At 72.7% G+C, this 26,342-nt stretch carries 19 protein-coding genes; 15 read left to right on the top strand and 4 right to left on the bottom strand.

Translation table 11 applies throughout. The annotated features are described in order from the left end of the window. Window positions 1–20: 20 nt before the first annotated feature. From ACIRPX_RS17630 to ACIRPX_RS17670, 9 genes are all read left to right on the top strand, one after another. Window positions 21–1,109 (top strand): glycine betaine/L-proline ABC transporter ATP-binding protein, encoded by a 1,089-nt coding sequence (locus ACIRPX_RS17630; protein ID WP_404194804.1) that lies wholly within the window; start codon window positions 21–23, stop codon window positions 1,107–1,109. Beyond that, entirely contained in the window at window positions 1,109–3,106 is a 1,998-nt protein-coding gene (locus ACIRPX_RS17635; RefSeq protein WP_404194807.1) for an ABC transporter permease, read from the top strand. Before ACIRPX_RS17630 ends, ACIRPX_RS17635 begins: the two co-directional genes overlap by 1 nt. A 15-nt stretch (window positions 3,107–3,121) precedes the next feature. Beyond that, window positions 3,122–4,084 carry an ABC transporter substrate-binding protein gene (locus ACIRPX_RS17640; protein WP_404194809.1) on the top strand — a complete coding sequence of 321 codons (963 nt, stop codon included), beginning with the start codon at window positions 3,122–3,124 and terminating at the stop codon, window positions 4,082–4,084. 214 nt (window positions 4,085–4,298) lie between these two features. Continuing rightward, window positions 4,299–6,737, top strand: a complete 2,439-nt coding sequence (locus tag ACIRPX_RS17645; protein WP_404194811.1) for an FAD-dependent oxidoreductase — start codon at window positions 4,299–4,301, stop codon at window positions 6,735–6,737. 36 nt (window positions 6,738–6,773) lie between these two features. Then, a complete protein-coding gene (locus ACIRPX_RS17650) occupies window positions 6,774–7,634 on the top strand; it encodes a bifunctional methylenetetrahydrofolate dehydrogenase/methenyltetrahydrofolate cyclohydrolase (protein ID WP_404194814.1) in 861 nt (286 codons plus the stop codon). Then, on the top strand, window positions 7,631–8,926 hold the full coding sequence (gene glyA, locus ACIRPX_RS17655) for a serine hydroxymethyltransferase (RefSeq protein WP_404194816.1): 1,296 nt from the start codon (window positions 7,631–7,633) through the stop codon (window positions 8,924–8,926). The genes ACIRPX_RS17650 and glyA overlap by 4 nt, the downstream gene beginning before the upstream one ends. After that, a complete protein-coding gene (locus tag ACIRPX_RS17660) occupies window positions 8,923–10,155 on the top strand; it encodes a sarcosine oxidase subunit beta family protein (RefSeq protein ID WP_404194819.1) in 1,233 nt (410 codons plus the stop codon). The genes glyA and ACIRPX_RS17660 overlap by 4 nt, the downstream gene beginning before the upstream one ends. Before the next feature lie 11 nt (window positions 10,156–10,166). Next, the gene (locus ACIRPX_RS17665; protein WP_404194822.1) at window positions 10,167–13,343 is read left to right on the top strand and encodes a sarcosine oxidase subunit delta family protein; all 3,177 of its coding nucleotides are present in this window, start codon (window positions 10,167–10,169) and stop codon (window positions 13,341–13,343) included. Next, window positions 13,336–13,941: a sarcosine oxidase subunit gamma gene (locus ACIRPX_RS17670; RefSeq protein ID WP_404194825.1), complete on the top strand. Its 606-nt coding sequence runs from the start codon at window positions 13,336–13,338 to the stop codon at window positions 13,939–13,941. Before ACIRPX_RS17665 ends, ACIRPX_RS17670 begins: the two co-directional genes overlap by 8 nt. A gap of 220 nt (window positions 13,942–14,161) precedes the next feature. Here the strand turns inward: ACIRPX_RS17670 and ACIRPX_RS17675 are convergent, their stop codons facing one another. Beyond that, window positions 14,162–15,532 carry an alpha-lytic protease prodomain-containing protein gene (locus tag ACIRPX_RS17675; RefSeq protein ID WP_404194827.1) on the bottom strand — a complete coding sequence of 457 codons (1,371 nt, stop codon included), beginning with the start codon at window positions 15,530–15,532 and terminating at the stop codon, window positions 14,162–14,164. A 286-nt stretch (window positions 15,533–15,818) separates the two neighbouring features. Between ACIRPX_RS17675 and ACIRPX_RS17680 the strand changes: the two genes are divergently transcribed. Then, the gene (locus tag ACIRPX_RS17680; RefSeq protein ID WP_404194829.1) at window positions 15,819–16,460 is read left to right on the top strand and encodes a DUF6629 family protein; all 642 of its coding nucleotides are present in this window, start codon (window positions 15,819–15,821) and stop codon (window positions 16,458–16,460) included. 21 nt (window positions 16,461–16,481) lie between these two features. Then, window positions 16,482–17,273 (top strand): VOC family protein, encoded by a 792-nt coding sequence (locus tag ACIRPX_RS17685; protein WP_404194831.1) that lies wholly within the window; start codon window positions 16,482–16,484, stop codon window positions 17,271–17,273. Here the strand turns inward: ACIRPX_RS17685 and ACIRPX_RS17690 are convergent. After that, window positions 17,254–19,365 (bottom strand): SpoIIE family protein phosphatase, encoded by a 2,112-nt coding sequence (locus ACIRPX_RS17690; protein WP_404194833.1) that lies wholly within the window; start codon window positions 19,363–19,365, stop codon window positions 17,254–17,256. The genes ACIRPX_RS17685 and ACIRPX_RS17690 overlap by 20 nt on opposite strands. Window positions 19,366–19,567: 202 nt before the next feature. Between ACIRPX_RS17690 and ACIRPX_RS17695 the strand changes: the two genes are divergently transcribed. The 3 genes from ACIRPX_RS17695 (at window position 19,568) to folP (ending at window position 23,563) form a co-directional block, all read left to right on the top strand. Further along, window positions 19,568–22,051: a SpoIIE family protein phosphatase gene (locus tag ACIRPX_RS17695; RefSeq protein WP_404194835.1), complete on the top strand. Its 2,484-nt coding sequence runs from the start codon at window positions 19,568–19,570 to the stop codon at window positions 22,049–22,051. A gap of 203 nt (window positions 22,052–22,254) precedes the next feature. Then, a complete protein-coding gene (locus ACIRPX_RS17700; RefSeq protein ID WP_404194838.1) occupies window positions 22,255–22,632 on the top strand; it encodes a bifunctional 3-phenylpropionate/cinnamic acid dioxygenase ferredoxin subunit in 378 nt (125 codons plus the stop codon). 124 nt (window positions 22,633–22,756) lie between these two features. Further along, window positions 22,757–23,563: a dihydropteroate synthase gene (folP, locus tag ACIRPX_RS17705; protein ID WP_404194885.1), complete on the top strand. Its 807-nt coding sequence runs from the start codon at window positions 22,757–22,759 to the stop codon at window positions 23,561–23,563. Window positions 23,564–23,616: 53 nt separating this feature from the next. On the opposite strand, the gene ACIRPX_RS17710 is transcribed toward folP, so the two are convergent. Beyond that, the gene (locus ACIRPX_RS17710) at window positions 23,617–24,414 is read right to left on the bottom strand and encodes an IclR family transcriptional regulator (RefSeq protein WP_404194841.1); all 798 of its coding nucleotides are present in this window, start codon (window positions 24,412–24,414) and stop codon (window positions 23,617–23,619) included. A 39-nt stretch (window positions 24,415–24,453) separates the two neighbouring features. Continuing rightward, window positions 24,454–25,326, bottom strand: a complete 873-nt coding sequence (gene purU / locus ACIRPX_RS17715; RefSeq protein WP_404194844.1) for a formyltetrahydrofolate deformylase — start codon at window positions 25,324–25,326, stop codon at window positions 24,454–24,456. Between the two features lie 548 nt (window positions 25,327–25,874). Between purU and ACIRPX_RS17720 the strand changes: the two genes are divergently transcribed. Continuing rightward, window positions 25,875–26,342 (top strand): serine dehydratase beta chain (locus tag ACIRPX_RS17720; protein ID WP_404194847.1); only part of this gene is annotated, 468 nt, incomplete at its 3' end.

Consider the following 26,342-nt stretch of genomic DNA (forward strand, 5'->3'; position numbering starts at 1 on the left):
ACGCCGAAAAGAGGTCGATCGTGACCCCAACACAGACCGAGGTGGCGCAGCGGCGCGGCACGCCCGAGGAGTCGGACGGGACTCCGGTCATATCCGTGCGCAGGCTGTGGAAGGTGTTCGGGCCGAAGGCCGAGCGGGTGCCGGAATCGGAGGAGCTGTGCGGGCTGAGCCGCCGCGAGCTCATGGACCGCACGGGGTGCACCGCCGCGGTACGCGACGTCGGCTTCGACGTCTCGCCCGGCGAGGTCTTCGTCGTCATGGGCCTGTCCGGCTCCGGCAAGTCCACGCTCGTGCGCTGTCTGACCCGGCTGATCGAACCCACCGCGGGCGAGGTCGTCTTCGAGGGCCAGGACATCCGGGAGGCGGACGAGAAGCGGCTGCGTGAGCTGCGGCGCAGCAAGTTCTCCATGGTCTTCCAGCACTTCGGCCTGCTGCCGCACCGCCGGGTGGTCGACAACGTCGGCTTCGGCCTGGAGATCCGCGGCATGAGCAGGTCCGAGCGGACCAAGCGGGCCCAGGAGGTCGTGGAGCTGGTCGGTCTCGCCGGCTACGAGAACTCCTACCCCGACCAGCTCTCCGGCGGTATGCAGCAGCGCGTCGGCCTCGCCCGCGCGCTGGCCGGCGACCCGGACGTGCTCTTCTTCGACGAGCCGTTCTCCGCGCTCGACCCGCTGATCCGCCGGGACATGCAGAGCGAGGTCATCCGGCTGCACCACGAGGTCGGCAAGACGATGGTGTTCATCACCCACGACCTCTCCGAGGCCCTGAAGCTGGGCGACCGCATCCTCATCATGCGCGACGGCAAGACGGTCCAGTGCGGTACGGGCGACGAGCTGGTGGGCGCCCCCGCCGACGACTACGTACGGGACTTCGTCAAGGACGTGCCGCGCGGTGACGTGCTCACCCTGCGCTGGATCATGCGAGCCCCGGAGGACACGGACGCCCTGGACGGGCCGGAGCTCGGCCCGGACGTCGTCGTACGGGAGGCCACCCGGACCGTGCTGGCCGCCCACAAGCCGGTCAAGGTCGTCGAGAACGGCAAGCTGCTGGGCATCGTCGGCGACGAGGAGATCCTCGCCGTGGTCGCCGGGCAGGAAGGCGGCGCGTGATGACCGTCGCCGTCGAGAAGCCCGAGACCTCGGGGCCGGCCGGACCCGAGGCGCCCGCCAAGGAGCCGCGCCAGGTCAGCCGGACCGCGGTGGTCGCCGGGATCCTGGTGTCGTGGCTGGTGCTGTTCGCCGTGCTGCGCGGCAGGCAGACCCTCTCGCTCGCGACGGCGGACCTGACCGGTCTGCACCGGTGGTTCAACGACGTCAACGACTCCGTCGGCGCCAACCGCAACTCCAACCCGCTCTTCCTGTACTTCTTCAACGAGATCCGGCTGGTCATCGACAACCTGGTGACCTTCGTCCAGCACCTGATCTCCCAGGCCCCGCCCGGCCGGCCCGTCCCGCAGATCGGCTGGCTCGGCGTCGTCGGCATCGCCGGCTACGTCTCCTGGGCCGTGGGCAACTGGCGCGTGGCGCTGCTCGCCGTGTGCGGCTTCGTCTTCTTCGGGCTGCAGGGGCTGTGGCAGGAGAGCATGGACACCCTGGCCCTGACCCTCTCCGCGGTGCTCGTGGCACTGCTGTTCGCGATCCCGCTGGGCGTGTGGGCGGGGCTGTCCGACCGGTTCAACCGGATCGTGACGCCCTTCCTGGACTTCATGCAGACGATGCCGACCTTCGTCTACCTGGCCCCGCTGACGCTGATCTTCCTCATCGGCCCGGCCTCGGCGACGATCGCCACCGTCATCTACGCGGCGCCGCCCGCGATCCGCATCACCGCGCACGCCATCCGCTCCGTACCGGAGACCACCACCGAGGCTGCCGACTCGCTGGGCGCGACCCGGCGGCAGTCGCTGCTGAAGGTGCTGCTGCCCATGTCCAAGCGGACCGTGGTGATGGGCGTCAACCAGTCCATCATGGCGGCCCTGGCCATGGTCACCATCGCGGCCCTGATCGACGCGCCCGGCCTCGGCAAGACCGTCGTCCAGGCGCTGCAGTCCCTGGACGTCGGCACGGCCTTCAACGCGGGCCTCGCCATCGTCGTCATGGCGATCGTGCTGGACCGGGTGACGACCGCGGCCAGCACCCGCGAGGAGGACGCGCGGCGCTCCAAGAGCCCCCTCCTGAAGTGGCGGGGGCAGCTGCTCGGCGCCGGAGCCGTGGTCACCGCGGTGCTGGTGTACCTGTCCCACACGTATCTGTGGGCGTCGGAATTCCCCGGCGACGGCACCGTCGGCAGCCACGTCGCCGACGCGGCCGACTCCGTGACGACCTGGGCGCAGGACAACCTCTCGGGCCTGACCAACGCGCTCCGCGACGTGATCACCAACGTGCTGCTCAACCCGTTCCAGAGCCTGCTCACCGACTCGCCCTGGTGGCTCGTCGGCATGGTGCTCGTGGCGCTGGCGGTGGTGCTGGGCGGCTGGAAGGCCGGCATCACCACGGCCGTGTGCGTGGGTCTGCTGGTCGGCACCGGCGTGTGGTCGGACGCCATGACGACGACCGCCTCCACCCTCGTCGCGACGGTCCTGGTGATGCTCCTCGGCGTCGTCTTCGGCGTCTGGATGGGGCGCAGCATGCTCGTCGACAAGCTGGTGCGGCCCACCCTGGACGCCGCCCAGGTCATGCCGCCGTTCGTCTATCTCGTGCCGTTCCTGGCGCTGTTCGGCGCGACCCGCTTCACGGCGATCGTCGCGGCCGTCGTCTACGCGGCACCGGTCGCCATAAAGATCATCGCGGACGGGGTGCGGGCCGTGCCCGGGACCACCGTCGAGGCGGCCACCTCCGCCGGGTGCAGCACCCGGCAGATCATCACCAAGGTCCAGCTGCCGATGTCACGCAGCGCCCTGACCCTCGCGACCAACCAGGGCCTGATCTACGTGCTGTCGATGGTTGTTGTGGGCGGCCTGGTGGGCGCGGGCGCCCTCGGCTACGACGTCGTGGCCGGCTTCTCGCAGGGAGAGCTGTACGGCAAGGGGCTGGCGGCAGGGCTGGCCATCGTACTGCTCGGAGTCATGTTCGACCGGATCACTCAGGCTGCGGCGCGACGCGGTGCATAAGGAGCAGGACACACCATGGCAAGAACTTGGCGAGCCGGCGCGGCCGGCCTGGCCGTCCTCGGCCTCACCCTCACCGCGTGCGGAGGTGCGAAGGTCGGCGACAGCTCCTCGGGCTCGGACAGCAGCTCGGGCAAGTGCGGAACCTTCAACCTGGCCGTCAACCCGTGGGTGGGCTACGAGGCGGACGCGGCGGTCGTCGCGTACGTCGCCCAGCACAACCTCGGCTGCAAGGTCAACAAGAAGGACCTCAAGGAGGAGATCGCCTGGCAGGGCTTCGGCACCGGCGAGGTCGACGCCGTCCTGGAGAACTGGGGCCACGACGACCTGAAGAAGAAGTACATCACCGACCAGAAGACCGCCGTCGAGGCCGGCTCCACGGGCAACAAGGGCGTCATCGGCTGGTACGTGCCGCCGTGGCTGGCCAAGGCGCACCCCGACATCCTCGACTACAAGAACCTCAACAAGTACGCGGCGAAGTTCAAGACGTCGGAGTCGGGCGGCAAGGGCCAGCTCCTGGACGGCGACCCCTCCTACGTCACCAACGACGCCGCGCTGGTCAAGAATCTGAAGCTCGACTTCAAGGTGGTGTACGCGGGCAGCGAGACCGCGCTCATCCAGGCCTACCGCAAGGCCGAGAAGGACAAGCAGTGGGTGATCGGCTACTTCTACGAGCCCCAGTGGTTCCTGTCCGAGGTGCCGCTGAAGAAGGTCGCCCTGCCCCCCTACAAGCAGGGCTGCGACGCGGACGCGGCCAAGATCGCCTGTGACTACCCCGTCTACGACCTCGACAAGATCGTCAGCGCCAAGTTCGCCAAGTCCGGCTCCCCGGCCTACGACCTGGTGAAGAAGTTCAACTGGACCAACGACGACCAGAACACCGTGGCCAAGTACATCGCGGTGGACAAGATGAAGCCCGACGCCGCCGCGAAGAAGTGGGTCGAGGCCAACAAGGACAAGGTGGACGCCTGGCTCAAGTGAGCCGTCGCAGTCCATAGGTTCCCCATGCCCGGCGGGCGGTGCGCACAGGTGCGCACCGCCCGCCGGGCTTTGCCGCGTCCGGGGCCGTTCCGGGCCGTCTTCCGACGTCACGGACCTCTTGACACCCCTTCCCATGGAGGGCACATTGAGTTGCGCAACCTGAATCGCGTTGCGTAAAAAGCAACTACCTGGATGTGACTGCGGAGGTGCGGCGATGGCGGGACCCCGAGTGGTGATCATCGGAGCGGGCGTCGTGGGAGCGGCCCTCGCGGAAGAGGTCTCCGCGCGAGGCTGGACCGAAGTGACCGTGGTCGACCAGGGCCCGCTGCCCGCCACGGGAGGCTCCAGCTCGCACGCGCCGGGCCTGGTCTTCCAGACCAACTCCTCCAAGACCATGACCGAGCTGGCCCGCTACACCGTCGAGAAGTTCTGCTCGCTCGACGTCGACGGCGAGCCGTGCTTCCTGCAGGTCGGCGGCCTGGAGGTGGCGACCGGCCCCGAGCGCCTGGCCGAACTGCGGCGCCGCCACGGCTGGATCACGGCCTGGGGCATCGAGGCGCGGCTGCTCACCCCCGACGAGTGCGTCGAACGGCACCCGCTGGTCAACCGCGACCGTGTCCTGGGCGGCCTGCTGGTACCGACGGACGGCCTCGCCAAGGCGGTCCTCGCGGTCGAGGCGCAGATCCGCCGCGCCACCGAGCGCGGAGTGCGCTTCCTGGCCCGCCACGAGGTCCTGGACATCCGCCAGGACGACGGCCGCGTCACCGGCGTCGTCACCGACCAGGGCGAGCTCGCCGCCGACATCGTCGTGTGCTGCGCCGGCATCTGGGGCCCGAAGATCGCGCGCATGGTCGGCATGAACCTTCCGCTGACCCCGCTCGGCCACCAGCTCGCCTGGACCGGGCCGGTCCCGGCGCTGGCGGGCCAGACACAGGAGGCGGTCCGCCCGATCCTGCGCCACCAGGACGCCGACCTCTACTACCGCGACCGCTTCGACGGCTTCGGCATCGGCTACTACGGCCACCGCCCGATGCCCATCACCGCCGACGAGATCCTCTCCTTCGACGAGGCCGACGAGATGCCCTCGGTGCTGAAGTTCACCGAGGAGGACTTCGCGCCGGCCTGGGCCGAGACCCAGTCCCTGCTCCCCGCGACGCAGGAGGCGAAGATCGAGGAGGGCATCAACGGCCTGTTCTCCTTCACCACCGACAACTTCCCGCTGCTCGGCGAGTCCCCGGACGTCAAGGGCTTCTGGGTCGCCGAGGCGGTCTGGGTCACCCACTCCGCGGGCGTCGGCCGGGCCGTCGCCGAATGGCTGGTCGACGGCCACTGCTCCTCGTTCGACCTGCACGAGTGCGACGTCAACCGCTTCGAGCCGCACCAGCTCTCCCCGGAGTACGTGCTGGCCCGCGACTGCCAGAACTTCGTCGAGGTCTACGACATCCTCCACCCGCTGCAGCCCTCGGGCGACCCGCGCCCCATCCGCACCAGCCCCTTCCACCCCCGCCAGCAGGAGCACGGCGCCTTCTTCCTGGAGGCGAACGGCTGGGAGCGCCCGCAGTGGTACGAGGCCAACGCCTCGCTGGTGGAAGGCCGTTCGATCCCCACGCCGAACGACTGGGCCGCGCAGTACTGGTCGCCCATCGTCGGCGCCGAGGCGCAGGTCACCCGCGAGACCGTCGCGATGTACGACATGACCGCCCTCAAGCGCCTGGAGGTGAGCGGCCCCGGCGCCGCCGCCTTCCTGGAGGGCCTGGTCACCGGCAAGGTCGCCAAGTCGGTCGGCTCGGTGACCTACACCCTGCTGCTCGACCACGACGGCGGCATCCGCAGCGACATCACCGTCGCCCGGCTGTCCCGCGACGTCTTCCAGGTCGGCGCCAACGGCAACCTCGACCTCGACTGGTTCACCCGCCACCTGCCGGCCGACGGTACCGTCCAGGTCCGGGACATCACCCCCGGCACATGCTGCATCGGCCTGTGGGGCCCGCTGGCCCGCAAGGTCCTGCAGCCGCTGACGGACGAGGACTTCTCGGCCGACGGCCTGAAGTACTTCCGCGCCAAGCGCGCCCACGTCGGCAGCGTCCCGGTGACGGCGATGCGTCTGTCCTACGTGGGAGAACTCGGCTGGGAGCTCTACACCACCGCCGACCAGGGCCTGAAGCTGTGGGACACCCTGTGGCGGGCGGCGAGGCCGCTGGGCGGCATCATCGCCGGGCGCGGCGCCTTCAACAGCCTCCGCCTGGAGAAGGGCTACCGCTCCTTCGGCACCGACATGACCTACGAGCACGACCCCTACGAGGCCGGCGTCGGCTTCGCGGTCAGGCCCGACAAGGGCGACTTCGTCGGCAGGGCCGCGCTGGAGCGCCGCAAGGCCGATGTGCGGCGGAAGCTGACCTGCCTCACCGTCGACGACCCGCGGTCGGTCGTGATGGGCAAGGAGCCGGTGTACGACGGCGAGCGGGCCGTCGGCTACGTCACCAGCGCGTCCTACGGCTACACGATCGGCAAGGGGATCGCCTACGCCTGGCTGCCGACGGAGCTCTCGGCGCCCGGGACCACCCTGCACATCGGCTACTTCGACCGGCGGATCGAGGCGGTCGTGGCCGAGGAGCCGCTGTTCGACCCGAGCATGTCCCGCCTGCGCGGCTGACCCACCGCGTCGCATCCGAGGGAAGGAACACCACCGGTGACCGCACAACTCCTCGACGGCAGGGCGACCGCCGCCGACGTCCGACGTGAACTCGCCGAGCGGGTGGCCAAGCTGGAGGCCACCACCGGCCGCGCCCCGGGGCTCGGCACGGTGCTGGTCGGCGACGACCCCGGCAGCCGCGCCTACGTCGGCGGCAAGCACCGGGACTGCGCGCAGGCGGGCATCGCCTCCATCCGCCGGGACCTGCCCGCCGACGCCTCGCAGAGCCAGGTAGAGGACGTCATCGACGCACTCAACGCCGACCCCGCCTGCACCGGCTACATCGTCCAGCTGCCGCTCCCGCGCCACCTGGACGCGGGCGCCGTACTCGAACGCATGGACCCGGCCAAGGACGCCGACGGCCTGCACCCCGTCAACCTCGGCCGGCTCGTCCTGGGCGTCGAGGCGCCGCTGCCGTGCACCCCGCGCGGCATCGTCGAACTGCTGCGCCGCCACGACGTGCCCCTGGCCGGCGCACGCGTGACCGTCGTCGGCCGCGGCATCACCGTCGGCCGCCCCCTCGGCCTCCTGCTGACCCGCAGGTCGGAGAACGCCACCGTGACGCTCTGCCACACCGGGACCAAGGGCCTGGCCTGGCACGTGCGCGAGGCGGACGTCGTCGTCGCGGCCGCCGGCTCGCCCGGACTGATCACGAAGGACATGCTGCGCCCCGGCGCGGCGGTCCTGGACGTCGGCATCACCCGCACCGAGCACGGTCTCGTCGGCGACGTGCACCCGGAGGCCGCCTCGGTCGCCGGGCATCTCGCGCCGATGCCCGGGGGAGCGGGTCCCATGACCCGCGCCATGCTCCTCGCCAACGTCGTCGAGGCCGCCGAGAGGAACGCGAACGCCGTATGAACGCGCTGAACACCCCCCTGGCCCAGCTGGACCCGGAGGTCCACGAGGCCCTCCGCGCCGAACTGCACCGCCAGCAGTCCACCCTCGAGATGATCGCCTCCGAGAACTTCGCGCCCACCGCCGTGATGGAGGCGCAGGGCTCGGTCGCCACCAACAAGTACGCCGAGGGCTACCCCGGCCGCCGCTACTACGGCGGCTGCGAACACGTCGACGTCACCGAACGGCTGGCGATCGAGCGCGTCAAGTCCCTGTTCGGCGCCGGCTTCGCCAACGTGCAGCCGCACTCGGGCGCCCAGGCCAACACGGCCGTCTTCTTCGCCCTGTTGCAGCCGGGCGACACCGTCCTCGGCCTGGACCTCGCGCACGGCGGCCACCTCACCCACGGCATGCGCGTCAACTACAGCGGCAAGATGCTCAACGTCGTGCCGTACCACGTCTCCGAGGCCGACCACCTGGTCGACCTGGACGAGGTGGAGCGCCTCGCCAAGGAACACCGCCCCAAGATGATCATCGCGGGCTGGTCGGCGTACCCCAGGCAGCTGGACTTCGCGGCCTTCCGCCGCATCGCCGACGAGGTCGGCGCCCTCCTCATGGTCGACATGGCGCACTTCGCGGGCCTGGTCGCGGCCGGACTGCACCCCAACCCCGTCCCGCACGCCCACGTCACCACCACGACCACGCACAAGACGCTCGGCGGCCCGCGCGGCGGCGTGATCCTCACCAACGAGGCCGACCTCGCCAAGAAGATCAATTCGGCGGTGTTCCCCGGCATGCAGGGCGGGCCGCTGGAACACGTGATCGCCGCGAAAGCGGTCTCCTTCAAGGTCGCCGCGTCGCAGGAGTTCGCCGAACGCCAGGCCCGCACGCTGGCCGGCGCCCGCATCCTCGCCGAGCGCCTCACCCGGCCGGACGCGGCGGCCGCGGGCGTGAAGGTGCTGACCGGCGGCACGGACGTCCACCTCGTCCTCGTGGACCTGCGCGAGTCGGAACTGGACGGCCGCCAGGCGGAGGACCTGCTCCACGAGATCGGCATCACCGTCAACCGCAACGCGGTGCCCTTCGACCCGCGTCCGCCCATGGTCACCTCGGGCCTGCGCATCGGCACCCCGGCGCTGGCCACCCGCGGCTTCACCGAGGAGGACTTCGCGGAGGTCGCCGACGTGATCGCGCTGGCACTCCGACCGGCCCCCGACACCGCGGCGTTGCGTGCCCGCACGGAGGCCCTGGCCGCCAGGCACCCGCTCTACCCGCACCTGTCACAGGCAGCAGCAGAAGCCGGAGACACCCCATGAGCCCCCGCACCCCCGGCGCCGAGCTCCCCGAACACCCCGACTTCCTCTGGCGCACACCCGAGCCGCAGCGCTCGTACGACGTCGTGATCGTGGGTGGCGGCGGCCACGGCCTCGCCACCGCCCACTACCTCGCGAAGAACCACGGCATCACCAAGGTCGCGGTGCTGGAGAAGGGCTGGCTGGCGGGCGGCAACATGGCCCGCAACACCACGATCATCCGCTCCAACTACCTCTGGGACGAGAGCGCCGGCATCTACGAGCACGCCCTCAAGCTCTGGGAGGGCCTGGCGGACGACCTCGACTACCCGATCCTCTTCTCCCAGCGCGGCGTGCTGAACCTGGCCCACAGCCTCCAGGACGTCCGCGACAGCGTGCGCCGCGTCGAGGCCAACCGCCTCAACGGCGTGGACGCGGAGTACCTGGACGCCGAGCAGGTCAAGGACGTCTGCCCGATCGTCAACATCAGCCAGGACGTGCGCTATCCGGTCCTCGGCGCGACCTACCAGCCGCGCGCGGGCATCGCCAAGCACGACCACGTGGCCTGGGGCCTGGCCCGCTCCGCGGACGCGGCCGGCATCGACATCATCCAGAACTGCGAGGTCACCGGCCTGGACGTGGTCGGCAACCGGGTCGTCGGCGTCCGGACGAACCTGGGCCCGATCGCCGCGGGCAAGGTCGCCCTGTGCTCGGCCGGCCACACCTCGGTCCTCGCGGCCCTGGCCGGCATCGAACTCCCCCTTCAGAGTCACCCGTTGCAGGCCCTGGTGTCGGAGCTGCTGGAGCCGGTCCACCCGACCGTCGTCATGTCCAACGCGGTCCACGTGTACGTCAGCCAGGCGCACAAGGGCGAGCTGGTGATGGGCGCGGGCATCGACGCCTACAACTCGTACACGCAGCGCGGCGCCTTCCACATCATCGAGGACCAGATGTCGGCGGCCCTGGAGCTCTTCCCGGTCTTCGCCCGCGCCCACGTCCTGCGCACCTGGGGCGGCATCGTCGACGTCAGCCCCGACGCCTCGCCCATCGTCGGCCTCAGCCCCGTCGACAACCTCTACCTCAACTGCGGCTGGGGCACGGGAGGTTTCAAGGCCACCCCGGGAGTCGGCTGGGTCTACGCCCACACCATCGCCCACGACACCCCCCACCCGCTCAACGCCCCCTTCTCGCTCGACCGTTTCACCACCGGCGCGCTCGTCGACGAGCACGGCGCGGCCGCGGTGGCCCACTAGGGAGCCGATCCATGCTGCTCATCCCCTGCCCGTGGTGCGGGCCCCGCGACGAGGCCGAGTTCCACTACGGCGGCCAGGCCCACGTGCCCTATCCGGAGGACCCGTCGGCCCTCACCGACGAGGAGTGGGCCCGCTACCTCTTCTTCCGTGACAACCCCAGGGGCCCCTTCGCCGAACGCTGGAACCACACCTCGGGCTGCCGCCGCTGGTTCAACGCGGTGCGCGACACGTCGACGAACGAGGTGCTGTCGGTGTACCGGGCGGGGGAGGCAAGGCCGGAGCTGGTGGAACCCCGTCCCGCGCAACCGGCCCGTCCGGCGTGTGAGGACGAGGCCCCTTCAGGGCCGGCCGGGGACCTGGGGGCAGCGCCCTCGGCACGCACCCGCACCGGCACCCGCACACGCCCCGGCACCCGCACCCTGACCTTCACCTTCGACGGCACCGTGTACCAGGGCCGCGAGGGCGACACCCTCGCCTCCGCCCTCCTGGCCAACGGAGTGATCGCCGCGGCGACGAGCATCAAACGGGGCCGCCCGCGCGGCATCTTCTCCGCCGGCGTCGAAGAACCCAACGCGGTGATCCAGATCGAGGAACCCTTCCCCGAGCCCATGCTCCCCGCCACCACCGTCGAGCTCTACGACGGCCTCGTGGCGACCGGCCTGCCCGGCCAGGGCCGCCTCGCCACCGCACCGGACCCCGCCCGCTACGACGCGGTGCACGACCACTGCGACGTGCTGATCGTCGGCGCGGGCCCCGCCGGCCTCGCGGCGGCGGCCACCGCGGCACGCACCGGCGCCCGGGTCATCCTCGCCGACGACCAGCCGGAACTCGGCGGCAGCCTCCTCGGCACCGGCGAACTCCTCGACTGGGTCGCCGAAGTGACGGAGCGGCTGACCACGTCCGCGGACGTCCGCATCCTCCGCCGCACCACCGTCTTCGGCCACTACGACGACAACCACCTGCTGGCCGTCGAGCGCCGCACCAACCACCTCGGCGCCGCCGCCCCGGCGCACGTCGCCCGCGAACGGGTCCACCGCATCCGGGCCCGTCGCGTCGTCCTCGCCACCGGCGCCCACGAGCGCTCGCTGGCGTTCGCGGACAACGACCGGCCGGGCGTGATGCTGGCCGCCTCGGCCCGTACGTACGCCAACCGGTACGGCGTCCTGCCCGGCCGCCGCGCCGTCGTGTTCACCACCAACGACAGCGCCTACGCCGCCGCGCTGGACCTGGCCGCGGCCGGTGCGGAGATCCCGGCGATCGTCGACACCCGTACCGAGCCGGGCGCGTGGGCCGAGCGCGCCCGCACGGCGGGCATCGAGGTGCTGCCCGGCCACGCCGTGACCGGCACCGGCGGCGAGGCCCGCCTGGCCTCCGTCACCGTCGCCCCGTACGGGCAGACCGAGGGAGAGCGGGAGTTCACCGCGGACCTCCTCCTGGTCTCGGGCGGCTGGAACCCGGTCGCGCACCTGTTCAGCCAGGCGGGCGGCACGCTCCGCCACGACGAGGCGCTCGGCACCTTCGTGCCCGGCACCTGCCGGCAGGCCGTCGAGGCCGCGGGCAGCGCGAACGGCGTGTTCGACCTGGCCGGGGTCCTCGCCCAGGGCGCGGCGGCCGGCGCCCGCGCGCTGGAGGCCGAGGGCTACGCCACCGAGGCGCCCGCCCTCCCGGCCGTGCCCGCACAGCCGCGGCCGACGCCGCCCATGCAGGTCTTCACCGTCCCCGGCCGCGCGGGCGCACCGCGCTTCGTTGACCTCCAACGCGACGTCACCGTCGACGACTTGACCCGGGCGACAAGCGCCGGCATGCGCTCGGTCGAGCACACCAAGCGCTACACCACCGCCGGCACCGCCAACGACCAGGGCAAGACCTCCGGCGTCCTGGCCGGCGGCGTGGTCGCCGAACTGCTCGGCGTCGACATCTCCGCGCTCGGCACGACCACCTTCCGGCCGCCGTACACCCCGGTCTCCTTCGCCGCGCTCGCCGGCCGCGACCGCGGCGCGCTGAGCGACCCGGTCCGTACGACGGCGCTGCACGCGTGGCACGTCGCCCACGGTGCCCTGTTCGAGAACGTCGGCCAGTGGAAGCGCCCCTGGTACTACCCGCGGGACGGCGAGGACATGGAGCGCGCCGTGCTGCGCGAGTGCGCCGCCGCCCGCGAGGGCGTCGCCTTCATGGACGCCTCCACGCTCGGCAAGATCGACGTGCAGGGCCCGGACGCGGCGGCCTTCCTGGACCTGCTCTACACCAACATGATGAGCACGCTGAGGACCGGCATGATCCGCTACGGCGTGATGTGCCGCCCGGACGGCATGGTCTTCGACGACGGCACCGTCATCCGCCTCGCCCGGGACCGCTTCCTGGTGACCACGACCACCGGCAACGCGGCCGCCGTCCTCGACTGGATGGAGGAGTGGCTCCAGACCGAGTGGCCAAACCTGCGGGTGCACTGCACCTCGGTCACCGAACAGTGGGCCACCGTCGCGCTGGTCGGCCCGAGGTCCCGCGCGGTCCTCGGCTCCCTGGCGCCCCGACTGGCCGTCTCCAACGACGACTTCCCGTTCATGGCCTGGCGCGAGACGGCCGTCGCGGGCATCGACGCCCGCATCTGCCGGATCAGCTTCTCCGGCGAACTCGCCTACGAGATCAACGTGTCGCCCTGGGACGCCCTCGCCCTGTGGGAGGCGCTGTACGAGGCGGGCGCCGGGTACGGCATCACCCCGTACGGCACGGAGACCATGCACGTCCTGCGCGCCGAGAAGGGCTACCCGATCGTCGGCCAGGACACCGACGGCACGGTCACCCCGCAGGACCTCGGCATGAGCTGGGCGGTGTCCAGGAAGAAGCGTGACTTCATCGGCAAGCGCTCCTTCGCCCGCGCCGACACCGTCCGCCCCGACCGCAAGCACCTGGTCGGCCTGCTCCCGCAGGAACCCGGCACGTTCCTGCCCGAGGGAACCCAGCTGGTCGCGGACGGCGTGCTGCCCGCACCGCCGGTGCCGATGCTCGGCCACGTCACCTCCAGCTACCGCAGCGCCGCCCTCGGACGGACCTTCGCGCTGGCCCTGGTCAAGGGCGGCCGGGACCGTATCGGCGAGCGCCTGTACGCCCCCGTGGGCGGCCGGCTGGTCCCGGTGACGGTCACCGGCCCCGTCCTCTACGACCCCGAGGGAGCCCGCCGCGATGGCTGACACCGCTCTTTCCGTACCGTCCCGCAGCCCCCTGGCGCGTGACGCCGGCCGGCTGGCCGCCGCGACGCGCTCCTCCCGGGGCGCGATCCGGCTGGCCGAACTGCCCTTCCTGGCCCAGGTGAACGTCCGCCTGGACGCCAAGGGCGCGGCGGCGGACGCGGTCGCGCTCGCCCTGGGCCTGCAACTGCCCCTCGAACCCAACACGGCCGTACGGGCCGGGGAGTCGACCGCACTGTGGCTCGGCCCGGACGAGTGGCTCGTGGTGGGTCCCCCGGGCAGCCAGGGGGAGCTGGAGAGCCGGGTGCGGGAGGCCGCCGGGGACGAGCACGTCTCCGTCACCGACGTCTCCGCGCAGCGCACCACGCTGCTCGTCGCGGGCCCCCGAGCCCGCGACCTGCTGGCCCACGGCTGCTCGCTCGACCTGCACCCGCGCGCCTTCGGCGGCGGACGCTGCGCCCAGACGACCCTGGGCCGCACCCAGGTGGTCCTGGTCGCCCGGGACGAGCCGCGGGCCGGGTTCTGGGTGCTGGTCCGCTCGTCCTTCGCCGGCTACCTCGCCCACTGGCTGCTGGACGCGGCGACGGAGTACCTGGCGTGAGGACCCTGACCCGGCAGGGTCGTCGAAGCGGCACTCGACCCGACCGGGTGCGGAGCAGTCAGGCACGTCCGCCCTGCTGCGGGGTGCGGCGCAGGACCTCTCGTCGGACGTGGTCCCCGTCCTCCGGGACGGAGACCACGTCCAGGTGCCCGACGGCGTTCCCGACGGCCCGGAGGCCGCGATCGCCGTCACGGTCCCGGCCGTCCGCGCCGAACGACTCCTACAGCCGCTGCCACAGGGCCGGAGTGGCGTCCGGTGACCACACACCCTGCGCCTGGTGGGTCTGCAGGCACTGGTAACGCACGCCGGAGTGGCTGACCGTCTGCCCGGCCTCGTAGACGTGGCCGGGGAGCCACGCGTCCGCCGCGGCGTCGCCCTGCGGGGACTGCGCGCCGGTCTGGGCGGTCTTCAGCGTGAGACCGAAGTCGCCGAGGATCGGGTTGACCGGCTGGAAGAAGGTCGTTCCGCCGCTCGTGCAGTTGCCCGAGCCGCCCGAGGTGGTGCCCTGGGCCTGGGCGCCGGAGACGAACGGGCCGCCGGAGTCGCCCGGTTCGGAGCACACGTCGGTCCGGGTGAGGCCGTTGACCGTGCCTTCCGCGTACTGGACCGTCGCGCCCAGCTGCCGGATGGTGCCGCAGTGCCAGCCGGAGGTGGAGCCGGAGCGGCAGACCGCGGCGCCGACGAGGGCCTGCACGGAGCCGGCGACCGACGCCCGCCTGCCGCCCTGCCCCTCGAAGTCGGCCGTGGCGGTCCAGCCGCTGTTGACGCCCACCCAGGACATGTCCTTGCCGGGGAACGTGGACGCCTCGAACGTGCCCTGGCCGGTCCGGTCGGAGCCGGTGGTGCCGTCACCGGGCCTGCCGCAGTGGCCCGCGGAGACGAAGCCCTGCTGGGAGCCCTTGGTGACGGAGAATCCGATCGAGCAGCGGGCGCCGCCGTTGATGTAGTAGGCGTCGCCGCCCACGAGGTCCTTGCGCAGCCCGGGCCGCTCCGCGGCGACCCGGACGGCCACGCCCCGCCCGGCCAGCCCGGCGGCCTCGACGAGGGCCGTGGCCGCCGCCTGCCTGGTCGCCTGCACGACGACCCGGTTCGCCGGCACGTCCACGTACCAGACCGGTGTGTCGCGCGAGCGCAGACGGCCCGCGGTCGCGTCCAGCCGCTCCTTGAGCGCCTGCAGGGTGCTCAGCGGTGTGGCGACGACGGCGGCCTTGGCGCCCTGGGCCCGGATGGCGGAGGCGTCCGTCGCGTGGGTGGTGGCGACGGTGAGCTCGGCAGAGGTCGCCCCGCTCACCCAGGCCCCGGCGAAGTGCCCGCCCAGAGCGTTGCGGAGGCGGCCCGCGCGGGTGCCGGCCTCGGCCTCGTTGACCAGCCGGGCCCTCGCCTGGGACCGGGTGAGTCCCAGGTCGCGCTCCATCGCGCGCAGTACCTGGGACGGCGGCCGGACGGCGCCGAGCGTGCGGGCGGCGAGGTGCGCGGGTCCCGGCGCGGGGGGCGGCGGGGCCGCGGCGGCGGAGGGGACTTGGACGAGTACGAGGGCGCCGAGCGCGGTCAGGGCGGCGCGGCGCGCGCCCACGGTATGTCTGCCGACCATGCGGTGTACCTCCTTCTGAAGTGGGGTGAGGCGGTGGCCAATCCGTAGGCGGCCTTGCCGCAAAGGCCCGGAACGATGTCAGCGGCGGGGCTCATTCGCGCTTTGGGGGACGCGGGGGGCGGCATGTGCAGTACTGCGGCGGACTCCGCCGCCGGGGCCGCGCCGATCCGGACCGCGGCGGGGACCGCTCAACTCGCCGTGGCGCGGGTGCAGTCCACCGGCGGCCGGCGCCGCACTCCGGTGATCCACCGCCTGCGAACGCTCCCGCACCTGCGATGGTGATGTCATGTGCTGGAGTGCGACGGCTGATCTGGTGGCGGGTTCGGCGATCGCCTGCGTCGGCGTGGCCTGTGTGGCGCGGGTGCGGCGGATCGGGGACCTCCCGCTCGCCGTGCTGCCCTTGCTGCTCGGGGCGCATCAGCTGGTCGAGGCCCGGGTGTGGCAGGCCGGCGGCGGAACCGGACCGGCGACCGTGGCCTGGGTCGTGATCGCGCTTCCGTTGCTCGCGGTGTGGGTGCCGCTGGCCGTGGTGTGCGCCGTTCCGCGGCCCGCCCGGCGACGGCCGGCCGTGGCGCTGGTGTCCGGTGTGCTGACCGCCGCCGTGCTGGCGTACGTCGTCGCCACCCGTACGGTCCGGGCCGAGATCCGCGGTCACACCGTCGGCTACGTCATCGGGCTGCCGTACGGCGGAGTGCTGATCGCGGGCTATCTGCTGGCCACGGTCGGCGCGTTGCTGCTGTCCGGCGACGCCTGGCTGCGGGGACTCGGCCTGCTGGCCGCGGTGGGTGCGCCGGTGTGCTGGGCGCTGTGGCGGCTGGAGTTCGTCTCGACCTGGTGCGCCGTCGCGGCGGTGAGCTCGGTGGTGGTGTTCGGGTGGGTGGTCCGGCGCGCGGGCGCGGGCACGCGGTGGCAGGCTGACAGCGTGTGAACGCTGCGAAAGGGAACTTCTGTGATCACCACCGACTTCGCTCCCGGTTCCCCCTGCTGGCTCGACCTCGGCTCCCCCGACGTCCCGGCGGCCGCGGCCTTCTACGGCGCCGTGCTCGGCTGGGACTTCCAGTCCATGGGCGACGGTGCCGACGGCGGGATCTTCCGCAAGGGCGGCAGGATCGTCGCCGGGCTGGGCCGGCTCACCGAGGAGGGCGCCCGCTCGGCCTGGACGATCTACTACGACGTCGCCGACGTGGACGCCACGACGCGGGCCGTCGAGCGGGCGGGCGGCACGGTGCGGGTGGCGCCGAGGGACTTCGGCGACCAGGGCAGGACGGCGCAGTACAGCGACCCGGCGGGCGGCCAGTTCGCCGTCTGGCAGCCGGGGAGGACCACGGGGTTCGAGCTGGCGGACGCGCCGGGATCGCTCTCCTGGACGGAGCTGTACACGACCGACGCCGCGGCGGCGAAGGAGTTCTACGGCGAGGTCTTCGGCTGGCGGTTCGGCGAGACGCCGATGCCGGGCGGGGGAGGGCCGTACACCCTCATCACGCCGGCCGGTCTCCCCGAGGAGCGGATGCACGGCGGCCTCATGCAGTTCGATCCGAAGGACCTGTCCCTGACGGACGGACGCCCCTACTGGCACCCGGTCTTCGCGGTCGACGACTGCGACGCCGCCGTCGCGCAGGCCACCGGGAACGGCGGCGGCGTGCAGATGGGGCCGGCCGACGTGGCGGGCGTGGGCAGGCTGGCCGTCTGCCTCGACCCGGCCGACGCGGACTTCGTGGTGCTCACCCCGCCTCAGGGCTGAACGCCGTGTCCCCCGGCCCGGTCGCCCGCACGGACCGGGCGACCAGGAGGGCGACGTCGTCGTGGTCGTCGGGATGGCGCAGGCCGTGCAGGAGCAGGTCGCAGGTCTCCTCCAGCGGGCGCCGGGGCTCGTCGAGGAAGCTCAGCATGACGCTCAGCCGGTCGTCCAGGGAGTGCTGGCGGGTCTCGACGAGGCCGTCGGTGTACAGGACCAGCAGGTCGCCGGGGCCGAGCCGGACGGTGGTCGTCCCGAAGGGGATGCCGCCGACGCCGAGCGGGGCGCCGGGCGGCAGGTCGAGCAGTTCGGCGGGGTGGTCCGGGCCGGCCAGCGCGGGCGGCATGTGCCCGGCGTTGGCGATCTGGCAGCGCCCGGTGCGCGGGTCGTAGACCGCGTACAGGCAGGTGACGATGTAGTGCTCCAGATCGCAGGTGATCTTGTCGAGATGCTGGAGCACGGCGCCGGGCGCGAGGTCGAGGTCGGCGTAGGCGCAGGTGGCGGTGCGCAGCCGGCCCATCGTGGCGGCGGCGTCGATGCCGTTGCCCATGACGTCCCCGACGACCAGGGCGGTCTTGTCGTCGCTCAGCGGGATGACGTCGTACCAGTCGCCGCCGACCTCGCTGGTGGCCTGCGCGGGCTGGTAGCGGGAGGCGAGTTCGAGGCCCGCGTGCCGGGGCGGGTGGTCGGGCAGCAGGCTGCGCTGGAGGGTCAGGGCGGTGTTGCGCACGCTCTGGAACCAGCGGGCGTTGTCGATGGCCACGGCCGCGCGGCCGGCCAGTTCGGTGGCGAGGACGACGTCGTCCTCGTCGAACGGGAGCGGGTTGCGGGTCCGTTTCAGGTCGAGGGCGCCGAGCACCTCGCCGTGGGCGATCAGCGGCACGGCGAGGTAGGAGTGCACGCCGGCCCGGGCCAGCAGCGCGCCGGCCTCGGCGTCCCGGGCGATGCGCGGCAGATCCCGGTCGCCGACGTGGCGCACCAGCACCGGCCGCGCGGAGTGCACGCACAGCGTGACCAGACGGTCTCCGTCGTAGGCCGCGAGGTCGCCGGGCGGGTCGGCGGCGCGCAGGGCCACGGTCGGGTGGGCGGCCTTCAGGGCGAGGGCCCGGAAGAGCTCCGGGCCCTCGTCCGGCCGGCGCGAGCGGCGGCAGGCCAGGGCCGAGTCGAGGACGTCCACGGCGACCACGTCGGCGAGCTGGGGCACGGCGATCTCGGCCAGCTCACGGGCGGTGTCCCCGACCTCCAGCGTGGTGCCGACCCGTACCGAGGCGTCGGCGATCAGGGCCAGCCGGCGCCGGGCCCGGTCGGCCTCGGCGGTGGCGCGGTGGCGCTCGGTGACGTCGACGACCGAGGCGGCCGCGCCCAGCACCCGCCCGCCGGGGTCCTCCAGCCGGTAGAAGGACAGCGACCAGGCGTGCTCGTGCTCGGGGTCGGCCGGGGGACGGCCCACGTGGTACTGGTCGAGCAGCGGGCTGCCGGTGGTGAGCACCTGGCGCAGCGCGGACTCGATGGTGTCGACGTCCGGCAGCGGCAGGGTCTCGCGCAGGTGGTGGCCCACGTGGTCCTCGGCGGGGATGCCGTCGATGCGGGCGAGCGCCGGGTTGACCAGGAGGTAGCGCAGGTCGGGGTCGAGGAGGGCCAGGCCGATCGGCGACTGGTTGATCAGCCGCTCGCACAGGGCCAGATCGGTCTCGACGCGCTGCAGCAGGTTGTGGTCGGCGGCGATGCCCAGGGCGTAGACGTCCCCGAGGTCGTCCTGGAGCCGCATGTTGCGGAACTCCATGAGCCGGGTGCTGCCGTCCTTGTGCCGGATGGGGAAGGTGCCCGCCCAGCCCCGGCCGGTCCGCAGCACCTCCGTGAACAGGTCGACCACGGCCTGCAGGTGCTCGGGGTGGATGAACAGCCGGGCCGCGTAGGTGCCCAGCGCCTCCTCGGCGGTGTACCCGAACAGCTCCTCGGCCTGCGGGGTCCAGAACACGACGCGTCCGCCGGCGTCGACGACCACCGCGGACACGCTCAGGACGTCCAGCAGGCCGGTGGGCCGGGGCTCCCCGGAGCCTCGCACGTCACCGCCGGACCGGAAGGAATCGGCCGTCATCCCGCACCCACCTCCGCCGCGTCCGCGGCATCCGGCTCGACCTTCCGGTGGCGCCGGGCACCCGGGTTGTGACCAGTGGCCCTTCCATGCTGCCCCCGGCCCGCGCCGGGCGGAAGCGGAGGGCGCTCCGCCGGGCTTTCGGCGGGAGCCGTGCACAACCGGCGGAGTAGCAGGAACATGGTGCAGTAGGGAACGGAACCGGATGGCACCCATGGATCCTGCGCGAGAAGCGTCCGGCGGGCCCCCGCCCGCGGCAGCGCGCGATCTCCTCGACGCGTCCAGCGACGCGGCGGCGATCGTGTCCGCCGAGGGTGCCGTGATCGGCTGGACCAGGGGCGCCGAGACCCTGCTCGGCCGCCCGGCCTCCGAGGTGGTCGGCGGCCCCGCGGAGGGGCTGCTGGCGATGGACCGGGACCCGGCGCGGGTGGCCGGCGTGGTGGAGCGGTGCCGGGCCGGTATGGGCTGGAACGGGCTGATCCCCCTGCGGCACGGCGACGGCCGCTCCCTCGACGTCGACCTGCGGGTCTCGGCGGCGTTCCGCATCGGCGGGGACGAGTGCTTCCTGGTCTCGGCGCGGGAGGAGAAGCCGCAGTGGACGGTGGGCCAGTCCGTGCTCGACGGGTTCCTGACCCGTTCGCCGGTCGGCATGGCCGTGATGGACCTGGAACTGCGCTACGTGTGGCTCAACGACACCCTGGAGCGGTTCGGCGGCGTCCCCAGGGAGCAGCGGCTGGGGCGCCGGCTGAGCGAGCTGCTGCCCGGTCTGCAGGCGGCCGCCATCGAGGGCCTGATGCGCAAGGTCCTGGACTCCGGGGTGCCGGTCACCGACTACGAGTACCTGGGCTGGAGCTGGGCCGATCCACACCGCCAGCACGCCTACTCCACGTCGTTCTTCCCGCTGGTGGACGGCGCGGACGTCGTCACCGGCGTCTGCTACCTGGTCCAGGACGTCACCGAGCGGTGGACCGCGCGCCGGCTGCTGACCCTGGTCAACGAGGCCGGGACCTGTGTCGGTACGACCCTGGACGTGATGAGCACGGCGCAGGAACTCGCCGACTTCGCCGTGCCCCGGTTCGCGGACTTCGTCGTCGTGGACCTGCTGGAGCCCGTCCTGAGCACCGAGGGGCACGGTGCGTGGCTCACCGACGCGGGGCCGGCCTCCGTCCGGCCGATCCTGCGCCGGGCCGGCATGAGCTCGGTGCGCGAGGGCTGCCCGGAGGCCGTGGTGCGGATCGGCGAGAGGGCGGGATTCCTGCCCCCGACGCACGACCTGAAGCTGCTCGTCGACGGCGAGCCGATCCTCATGCCCGTGCTCGATCCCTCCGCACCCGAGTGGGTCGCCGAGGAGCCCGAACGGGCCGAGCGCATCCGGAAGTTCGGCCTGCACTCGCTCATCTCCGTGCCGATGCGGGCCCGCAACACCGCCCTGGGCATCACCACGTTCCTGCGCTCCCTCAACCCCATGTCCTTCCAGCCCGACGACGTCCTGCTGGCCCGGGAGCTGGTGGCGCGCGCGGCACTGTGCGTGGACAACGCCCGCCGCTACACCCGCGAGCACACGGCCGCGGTCACCCTCCAGCGCAGCCTGCTGCCGCACGCGCTGACCGGCGGAACCGGGCTGGAGGTGGCGTCCGCCTATCTGCCGGCGGACCCGACGGGCGGGGTGGGCGGCGACTGGTTCGACGTGATCCCGCTGTCCGGCGCGCGGGTGGGCCTGGTCGTCGGCGACGTGGTCGGGCACGGCATCACCGCCGCGGCGACCATGGGCCGGCTGCGCACCGCCGTGCAGACCCTCGCCGACATGGAGCTGCCGCCCGACGAGCTGCTGGCCCACCTCGACGACCTGGTGCTCCGGCTGAGCGCCGAGAAGGCCGACGACGAGGCCGTCCGGCGCAACACCTCGTCCTTCCTCGGGGCGACCTGCCTCTACGCCGTCTACGACCCCGTCGCCGGGCGGTGCACGATGGCCCGGGCCGGACATCCGCCCCCCGTCGTCGTCACCCCCGAGGGGCAGGTGTCTTTCCCAGAACCCCCGGCCGGGCCCCCGCTGGGGCTGGGGGGAATGTCCTTCGAGGCGACCGAGATCGAGCTCGGCGAGCACAGCCTGATCGGGCTCTACACGGACGGTCTGGTCGAGGGCGCCGACGGCGACATGGAGCGCGGCATGTCCCGGCTCGCCGGTCTGCTGGCGGGCCCGCACGCCGACCCCGCCACGCTGTGCTCGGCCGCGGTGCAGCAGCTCGTGCCCGTGCCGCAGCCCGACGACATCGCCCTGCTGCTGGCCCGTACGCACATCCTGGGTGAGGACCATGTGGCCTCCTGGGACGTGCCGGTGGACCCGTCCGCCGTCGCCGACGTCCGGGCGCGGGCGACCCGGCAGGTGGAGGAGTGGGGCCTGGGCGACCTCGCCGTCACGACGGAACTCGTCGTCAGCGAGCTCGTCACCAACGCGATCCGCTACGCCGAGCCGCCCATCCGGCTACGGCTCCTCCGCGACGCCCGGCTGACCTGCGAGGTCGCCGACGCCAGCAGCACGGCCCCGCGGCTGCGGCATGCCCGCAGCACCGACGAGGGGGGCCGCGGCCTCTTCCTGGTGGCCCAGCTGACCGACCGCTGGGGCGCCCGCCACACACCCGAGGGCAAGATCATCTGGGCCGAGCAGGAGATTCCGGGGCCGGTCCGCTAGCGCGCGTTGCGAACGTCCCGCCTGCCCTGCCGACGCCGCTTTCGCGACAACGCCCCGGCCCCTCCGCTGCCGCTTCGTCACAGCCGTTCCGAACCGCCGAGCCGCCCCTGCGCCCGCCGCTTGACAGAGGAGAGGTGCACCCCCAAACTGGCGTTGCGTTAAGCGCACATCGTTTCGTATTACGCATCCGCACCGAGGTGGTCATGAAGATTCCCGCGTGCCCTCTTGCCGACCTGCCGCAGGGCGAGGCCTTCCGGATCGAGTCCGAACCGCCGGTCTCCGTCTTCCACACCGAGGACGGCGAGCTCTACGCGATCGACGACACGTGCACCCACCAGGACGCCTCGCTCGCGGACGGGTGGCTGGAGGGGTGCGAGGTCGAATGCCCTCTGCACGCCTCGAAGTTCGACCTGCGCACCGGCAAGGTGGACGCCCCGCCGGCCCGGCTGCCCGTGCGCACCCACCAGGTCCTCGTGGAGGACGGCATGGTCTACGTCGAGCTGTCCAGCGCCCGGCCGAACCTCCCGCCGGTCTGTGTCGCGGCCCGGCTCGGGGCGGTGCCCGCCGGAGACGCCGCGTGACGCAGGCGGCGGCGCGCAGGGCCCGGTCCCGGTGATCGGCACCGTCCGCGCCGCCACGGCAGCCCCTCCGGGCACGCCGGAGCTCCACCCCCGCGGGCTGCCGCGGCCCGGCCGCACGCTGGTCATGGGCGTCGTCAACGTCACCCCCGACTCGTTCTCCGACGGCGGGCGGTCGTTCGCGGCCGGCGCCGCCGTCGCGCACGGGCTCGCGTTCTTCGCGGACGGGGCGGACATCGTCGACGTGGGCGGGGAGTCGACCCGCCCCGGCGCGGCCCGCCCGACGGCCGGGGAGGAGCTGCGCCGCGTCCTGCCCGTCGTACGGGAACTGGCCGCGGCGGGCGGCGTCGTCAGCGTCGACACCATGCGGGCCGAGGTCGCCGCGCGTGCCCTCGACGCGGGCGCGCGCCTGATCAACGACGTCTCGGGCGGCCTGGCCGATCCCGCGATGCTCCCGCTGATGGCGCGGGCCGGGACGCCGTACGTGCTCATGCACTGGCGCGGCCACGCCGCCGGCATGCAGGCGAACGCCGTCTACGGCGACGTGGTCACCGACGTGCTCGGCGAACTGCGCCTGCGGGTGGAGGCCGCGCTGCGGGCGGGCATCGGGCCGGGCCGCCTGATCGTCGACCCCGGCCTCGGCTTCGCCAAACAGCCCGACCACAACTGGGAGTTGCTGGCCCGCCTCCCCGAGATCGCGGCCCTGGGACACCCCGTCCTGGTGGGCGCCTCCCGCAAGTCGTTCCTGGGCCGCCTGCTCGCGGACCCGGCGACGGGGCGCCCCCGCCCGGCCCCCGAGCGGGACGCCGCCACCACGGCCGTCTCGGTCCTCGCGGCGGCCCAGGGCGCCTGGTGCCTGCGCGTGCACGACGTCGCGTCGACCGTGGACGCCGTCCGGGTGACGGCGCGCTGGGGCGCGGAGACGGCCGCCTGAAGCCGCCCCGCGAGGCGGTCCGCCGGCCCGCGTCCCGGCCCGGGGCGGCGGGCTCAGTCCAGATGCCCCATCCGACGGCTGATCTCCCGCGCGCCCTCGACCAGCACGGGCGCCAGCTCGTGCATCCGCGCCTCGGCGAAGCGGTACGCCGGGCCGGAGGCGCTGAGCGCCGCGATGACCTTGCCGTCGCGGGAGCGGATCGGGGCCGCCATGGCGTGCAGGCCGATCTCGAGCTCCTCCAGCGTGACCGCGTACCCCCGCTCCCGTGTCCGGGCGAGGTCCTTGTCGAGCTTCGTCCTCGCGGTCAGGGTGCGGGGTGTCAGTTTCCGCAGCCCGGACGTGCCGAGCACCCCGACCCGCGCCTCCTCCGAGAGGTGCGCCAGCAGGATCTTGCCGCTGGAGGTGGCGTGCGGCGGGGTCAGCTGGCCGACCCAGTTGTGCGTGCCGACCGCACCCGGGCCGCGTACCTGGTAGAGGTTGACCGCGAAATGCTCCTGCAGGACCGCGATGTTGACGGTCTCCCCGAGCTCCTCGGCGAGCCGCTCGCACACCGGCCGGCCCTGCTGGGTGACGTCGAGCCGGCCCGTGACCGCGCCGGCCAGGCGCACGACGCCGAAGCCGAGCCGGTACTTGCCCCGCTCCGTCGCCTGCTCCACCAGGCCGCGCGCCTCCAGCGCCCCGAGCAGGCGGAAGGCCGTGGACTTGTGGACGTCGATCTCGGCGGCCACCTCGCTCACGCCCGCCTCGCCGCGCCGGGCGAGGATCTCCAGGACGCTGACGGCACGGTCGACGGACTGCACCCCGCTTGCCGCGGGCGCCGCAGTGTCACCATCTGCCGGGTGGTTGCTCATGGCGCAACTATAGGGAGCACGGTCCCGGGTCCACCGCCGTCAGCGGAAGACGACCGTGCAGCGCCCGTTGACCAGCACACGGCTCTGCGTGTGCCAGGCGATCGCGCGCGCGAGCACCTGCGCCTCGACGTCGCGGCCCATGGCGACCAGCTCGTCCGGGGTGCGGGAGTGGTCCACGCGGACGACCTCCTGCTCGATGATCGGGCCCTCGTCGAGGTCGGAGGTGACGTAGTGCGCCGTGGCCCCGACGAGCTTCACGCCGCGCCGGTGCGCCTGGACGTAGGGGCGGGCGCCCTTGAAGCTCGGCAGGAACGAGTGGTGGATGTTGATGGCCCGCCCCTCCAGCTGCTTGCACAGGTCGTCCGAGAGGATCTGCATGTAGCGCGCGAGCACCACGAGGTCGACGCCGAGCTCGTCGACGAGCTCCAGCAGCCGTGCCTCCGCCTCCGCCTTGGTGTCCGGGGTGACGGGGAGGTGGTGGAAGGGGATGCCGTAGCTCTCGGCCAGTGACTCGAACTCCCGGTGGTTGGAGACGATCGCCGGGATCTCGATGTTCAGCGCGCCGGTCGACCTGCGGAAGAGCAGGTCGTTGAGGCAGTGGCCGAACTTCGACACCATGATCAGCGTGCGCGTCGGCGTCGAGGCGTCGTGCAGCTGCCAGCTGATCCGGTACGCCTCGGCCACCGGGCCGAAGCCGGTGCGCAGCGTCTGCAGCGACTGGGCCGGGTCGGAGACCTCGAAGTGCACCCTCATGAAGAAGCGGTCCTGGAGCCGGTCGTCGAACTGCTGGCTCTCCAGGATGTTGCCGGCATGGCTCATGAGGAAGGTGGTCACGGCGTGGACCAGGCCGGCCTGGTCGGGACAGGAGAGGGTCAGGACGAACTCGCGGCCGGGCTGCGGTCGAGGAGACATGGCATCCTCCGTCGGGACATGTCGACTGTGCGCATTACGCAACGTATTGAGCTATGCGCAACATAGTCGGGGGTGAGGGCCGGCAGGTCAAGGGTTTCGGGCACCCGGACGGATCGGGGCCGGTGAAGTGGGTTGCGCGATCCAAAACGTCGCGCGCTGTCGGAAACTCCTGCCGCGCCTCCCTTGACAAGCCCCGGACCGCCCCGAAACCATGTTGCATATAGCGAGCATCGTTGTGTTATGTGAGACGGCGATGTGAGAGGTCATCCCGTCTGGAGCCCCCCGCATGAGGACCGTCACCGTCGTCGGAGCGTCGCCCGCAGTCCTGAGCGCGGTCCGGGCGCTGCGCGTCCGGGGTCACGACGGAGAGCGGCGGCTTCGCCGCGCTCTGCCTGAGGCGCCGAGGGTGTTCATCCGCCCGCGGCGCAGGAGCGGCCCATGAGCCGCGCGCACCGGCTGTGCCCCGGGCTGCGGCTTCTCCCCGACAACCGCCCGCGGAGGCGTGCCGTCGACACCCGGCACGCCTCGCCAGACCCACGGAGCATGGCGTGGCCGTCAGCGTCTTCGACCTGTTCTCCATCGGTATCGGACCGTCCAGTTCGCACACGGTCGGCCCGATGCGGGCCGCCGGGATGTTCGTCGCGCGGCTGAAGCGCGACGGCGTGCTCGCCCGGACCGCCGCCGTACGAACGGAGTTGTTCGGCTCCCTCGGCGCGACCGGGCACGGCCACGGCACCCCGAAGGCGGTACTGCTCGGCCTGGAGGGCAACGAGCCGCACACGGTCGACGTCGCCCAGGCCGACCTCGACGTCGAGCGGATCCGCGGCACCGGCCGCATCCGCCTCCTCGGTGCCGGGATCGGCCCGGTCCACGAGATCGACTTCGACGTCTCGGCCCAACTGGTGCTGCACCGAAGGCGATCGCTGCCCTACCACGCCAACGGCATGACGCTGTGGGCCACCGACGCGGACGGCGCGGAGCTGCTGTCCAAGACGTACTACTCGGTCGGCGGCGGC

Source organism: Streptomyces sp. NPDC101225 (assembly GCF_044767585.1).
Lineage (GTDB): Bacteria > Actinomycetota > Actinomycetes > Streptomycetales > Streptomycetaceae > Streptomyces.

Excerpts from the sequence above, each read along its gene's own strand:
- glyA (WP_404194816.1), top strand. The coding sequence starts at position 7,631 with ATGAACGCGCTGAACACCCCCCTGGCCCAGCTGGACCCGGAGGTCCAC.
- ACIRPX_RS17645 (WP_404194811.1), top strand. The coding sequence starts at position 4,299 with ATGGCGGGACCCCGAGTGGTGATCATCGGAGCGGGCGTCGTGGGAGCG.
- ACIRPX_RS17710 (WP_404194841.1), bottom strand. The coding sequence starts at position 24,414 with ATGAGCAACCACCCGGCAGATGGTGACACTGCGGCGCCCGCGGCAAGC.
- ACIRPX_RS17675 (WP_404194827.1), bottom strand. The coding sequence starts at position 15,532 with ATGGTCGGCAGACATACCGTGGGCGCGCGCCGCGCCGCCCTGACCGCG.
- folP (WP_404194885.1), top strand. The coding sequence starts at position 22,757 with ATGGGCGTCGTCAACGTCACCCCCGACTCGTTCTCCGACGGCGGGCGG.
- ACIRPX_RS17695 (WP_404194835.1), top strand. The coding sequence starts at position 19,568 with ATGGCACCCATGGATCCTGCGCGAGAAGCGTCCGGCGGGCCCCCGCCC.
- ACIRPX_RS17660 (WP_404194819.1), top strand. The coding sequence starts at position 8,923 with ATGAGCCCCCGCACCCCCGGCGCCGAGCTCCCCGAACACCCCGACTTC.
- ACIRPX_RS17700 (WP_404194838.1), top strand. The coding sequence starts at position 22,255 with ATGAAGATTCCCGCGTGCCCTCTTGCCGACCTGCCGCAGGGCGAGGCC.
- ACIRPX_RS17665 (WP_404194822.1), top strand. The coding sequence starts at position 10,167 with ATGCTGCTCATCCCCTGCCCGTGGTGCGGGCCCCGCGACGAGGCCGAG.
- ACIRPX_RS17690 (WP_404194833.1), bottom strand. The coding sequence starts at position 19,365 with ATGACGGCCGATTCCTTCCGGTCCGGCGGTGACGTGCGAGGCTCCGGG.
- ACIRPX_RS17640 (WP_404194809.1), top strand. The coding sequence starts at position 3,122 with ATGGCAAGAACTTGGCGAGCCGGCGCGGCCGGCCTGGCCGTCCTCGGC.
- ACIRPX_RS17670 (WP_404194825.1), top strand. The coding sequence starts at position 13,336 with ATGGCTGACACCGCTCTTTCCGTACCGTCCCGCAGCCCCCTGGCGCGT.
- ACIRPX_RS17680 (WP_404194829.1), top strand. The coding sequence starts at position 15,819 with ATGTGCTGGAGTGCGACGGCTGATCTGGTGGCGGGTTCGGCGATCGCC.
- ACIRPX_RS17635 (WP_404194807.1), top strand. The coding sequence starts at position 1,109 with ATGACCGTCGCCGTCGAGAAGCCCGAGACCTCGGGGCCGGCCGGACCC.
- purU (WP_404194844.1), bottom strand. The coding sequence starts at position 25,326 with ATGTCTCCTCGACCGCAGCCCGGCCGCGAGTTCGTCCTGACCCTCTCC.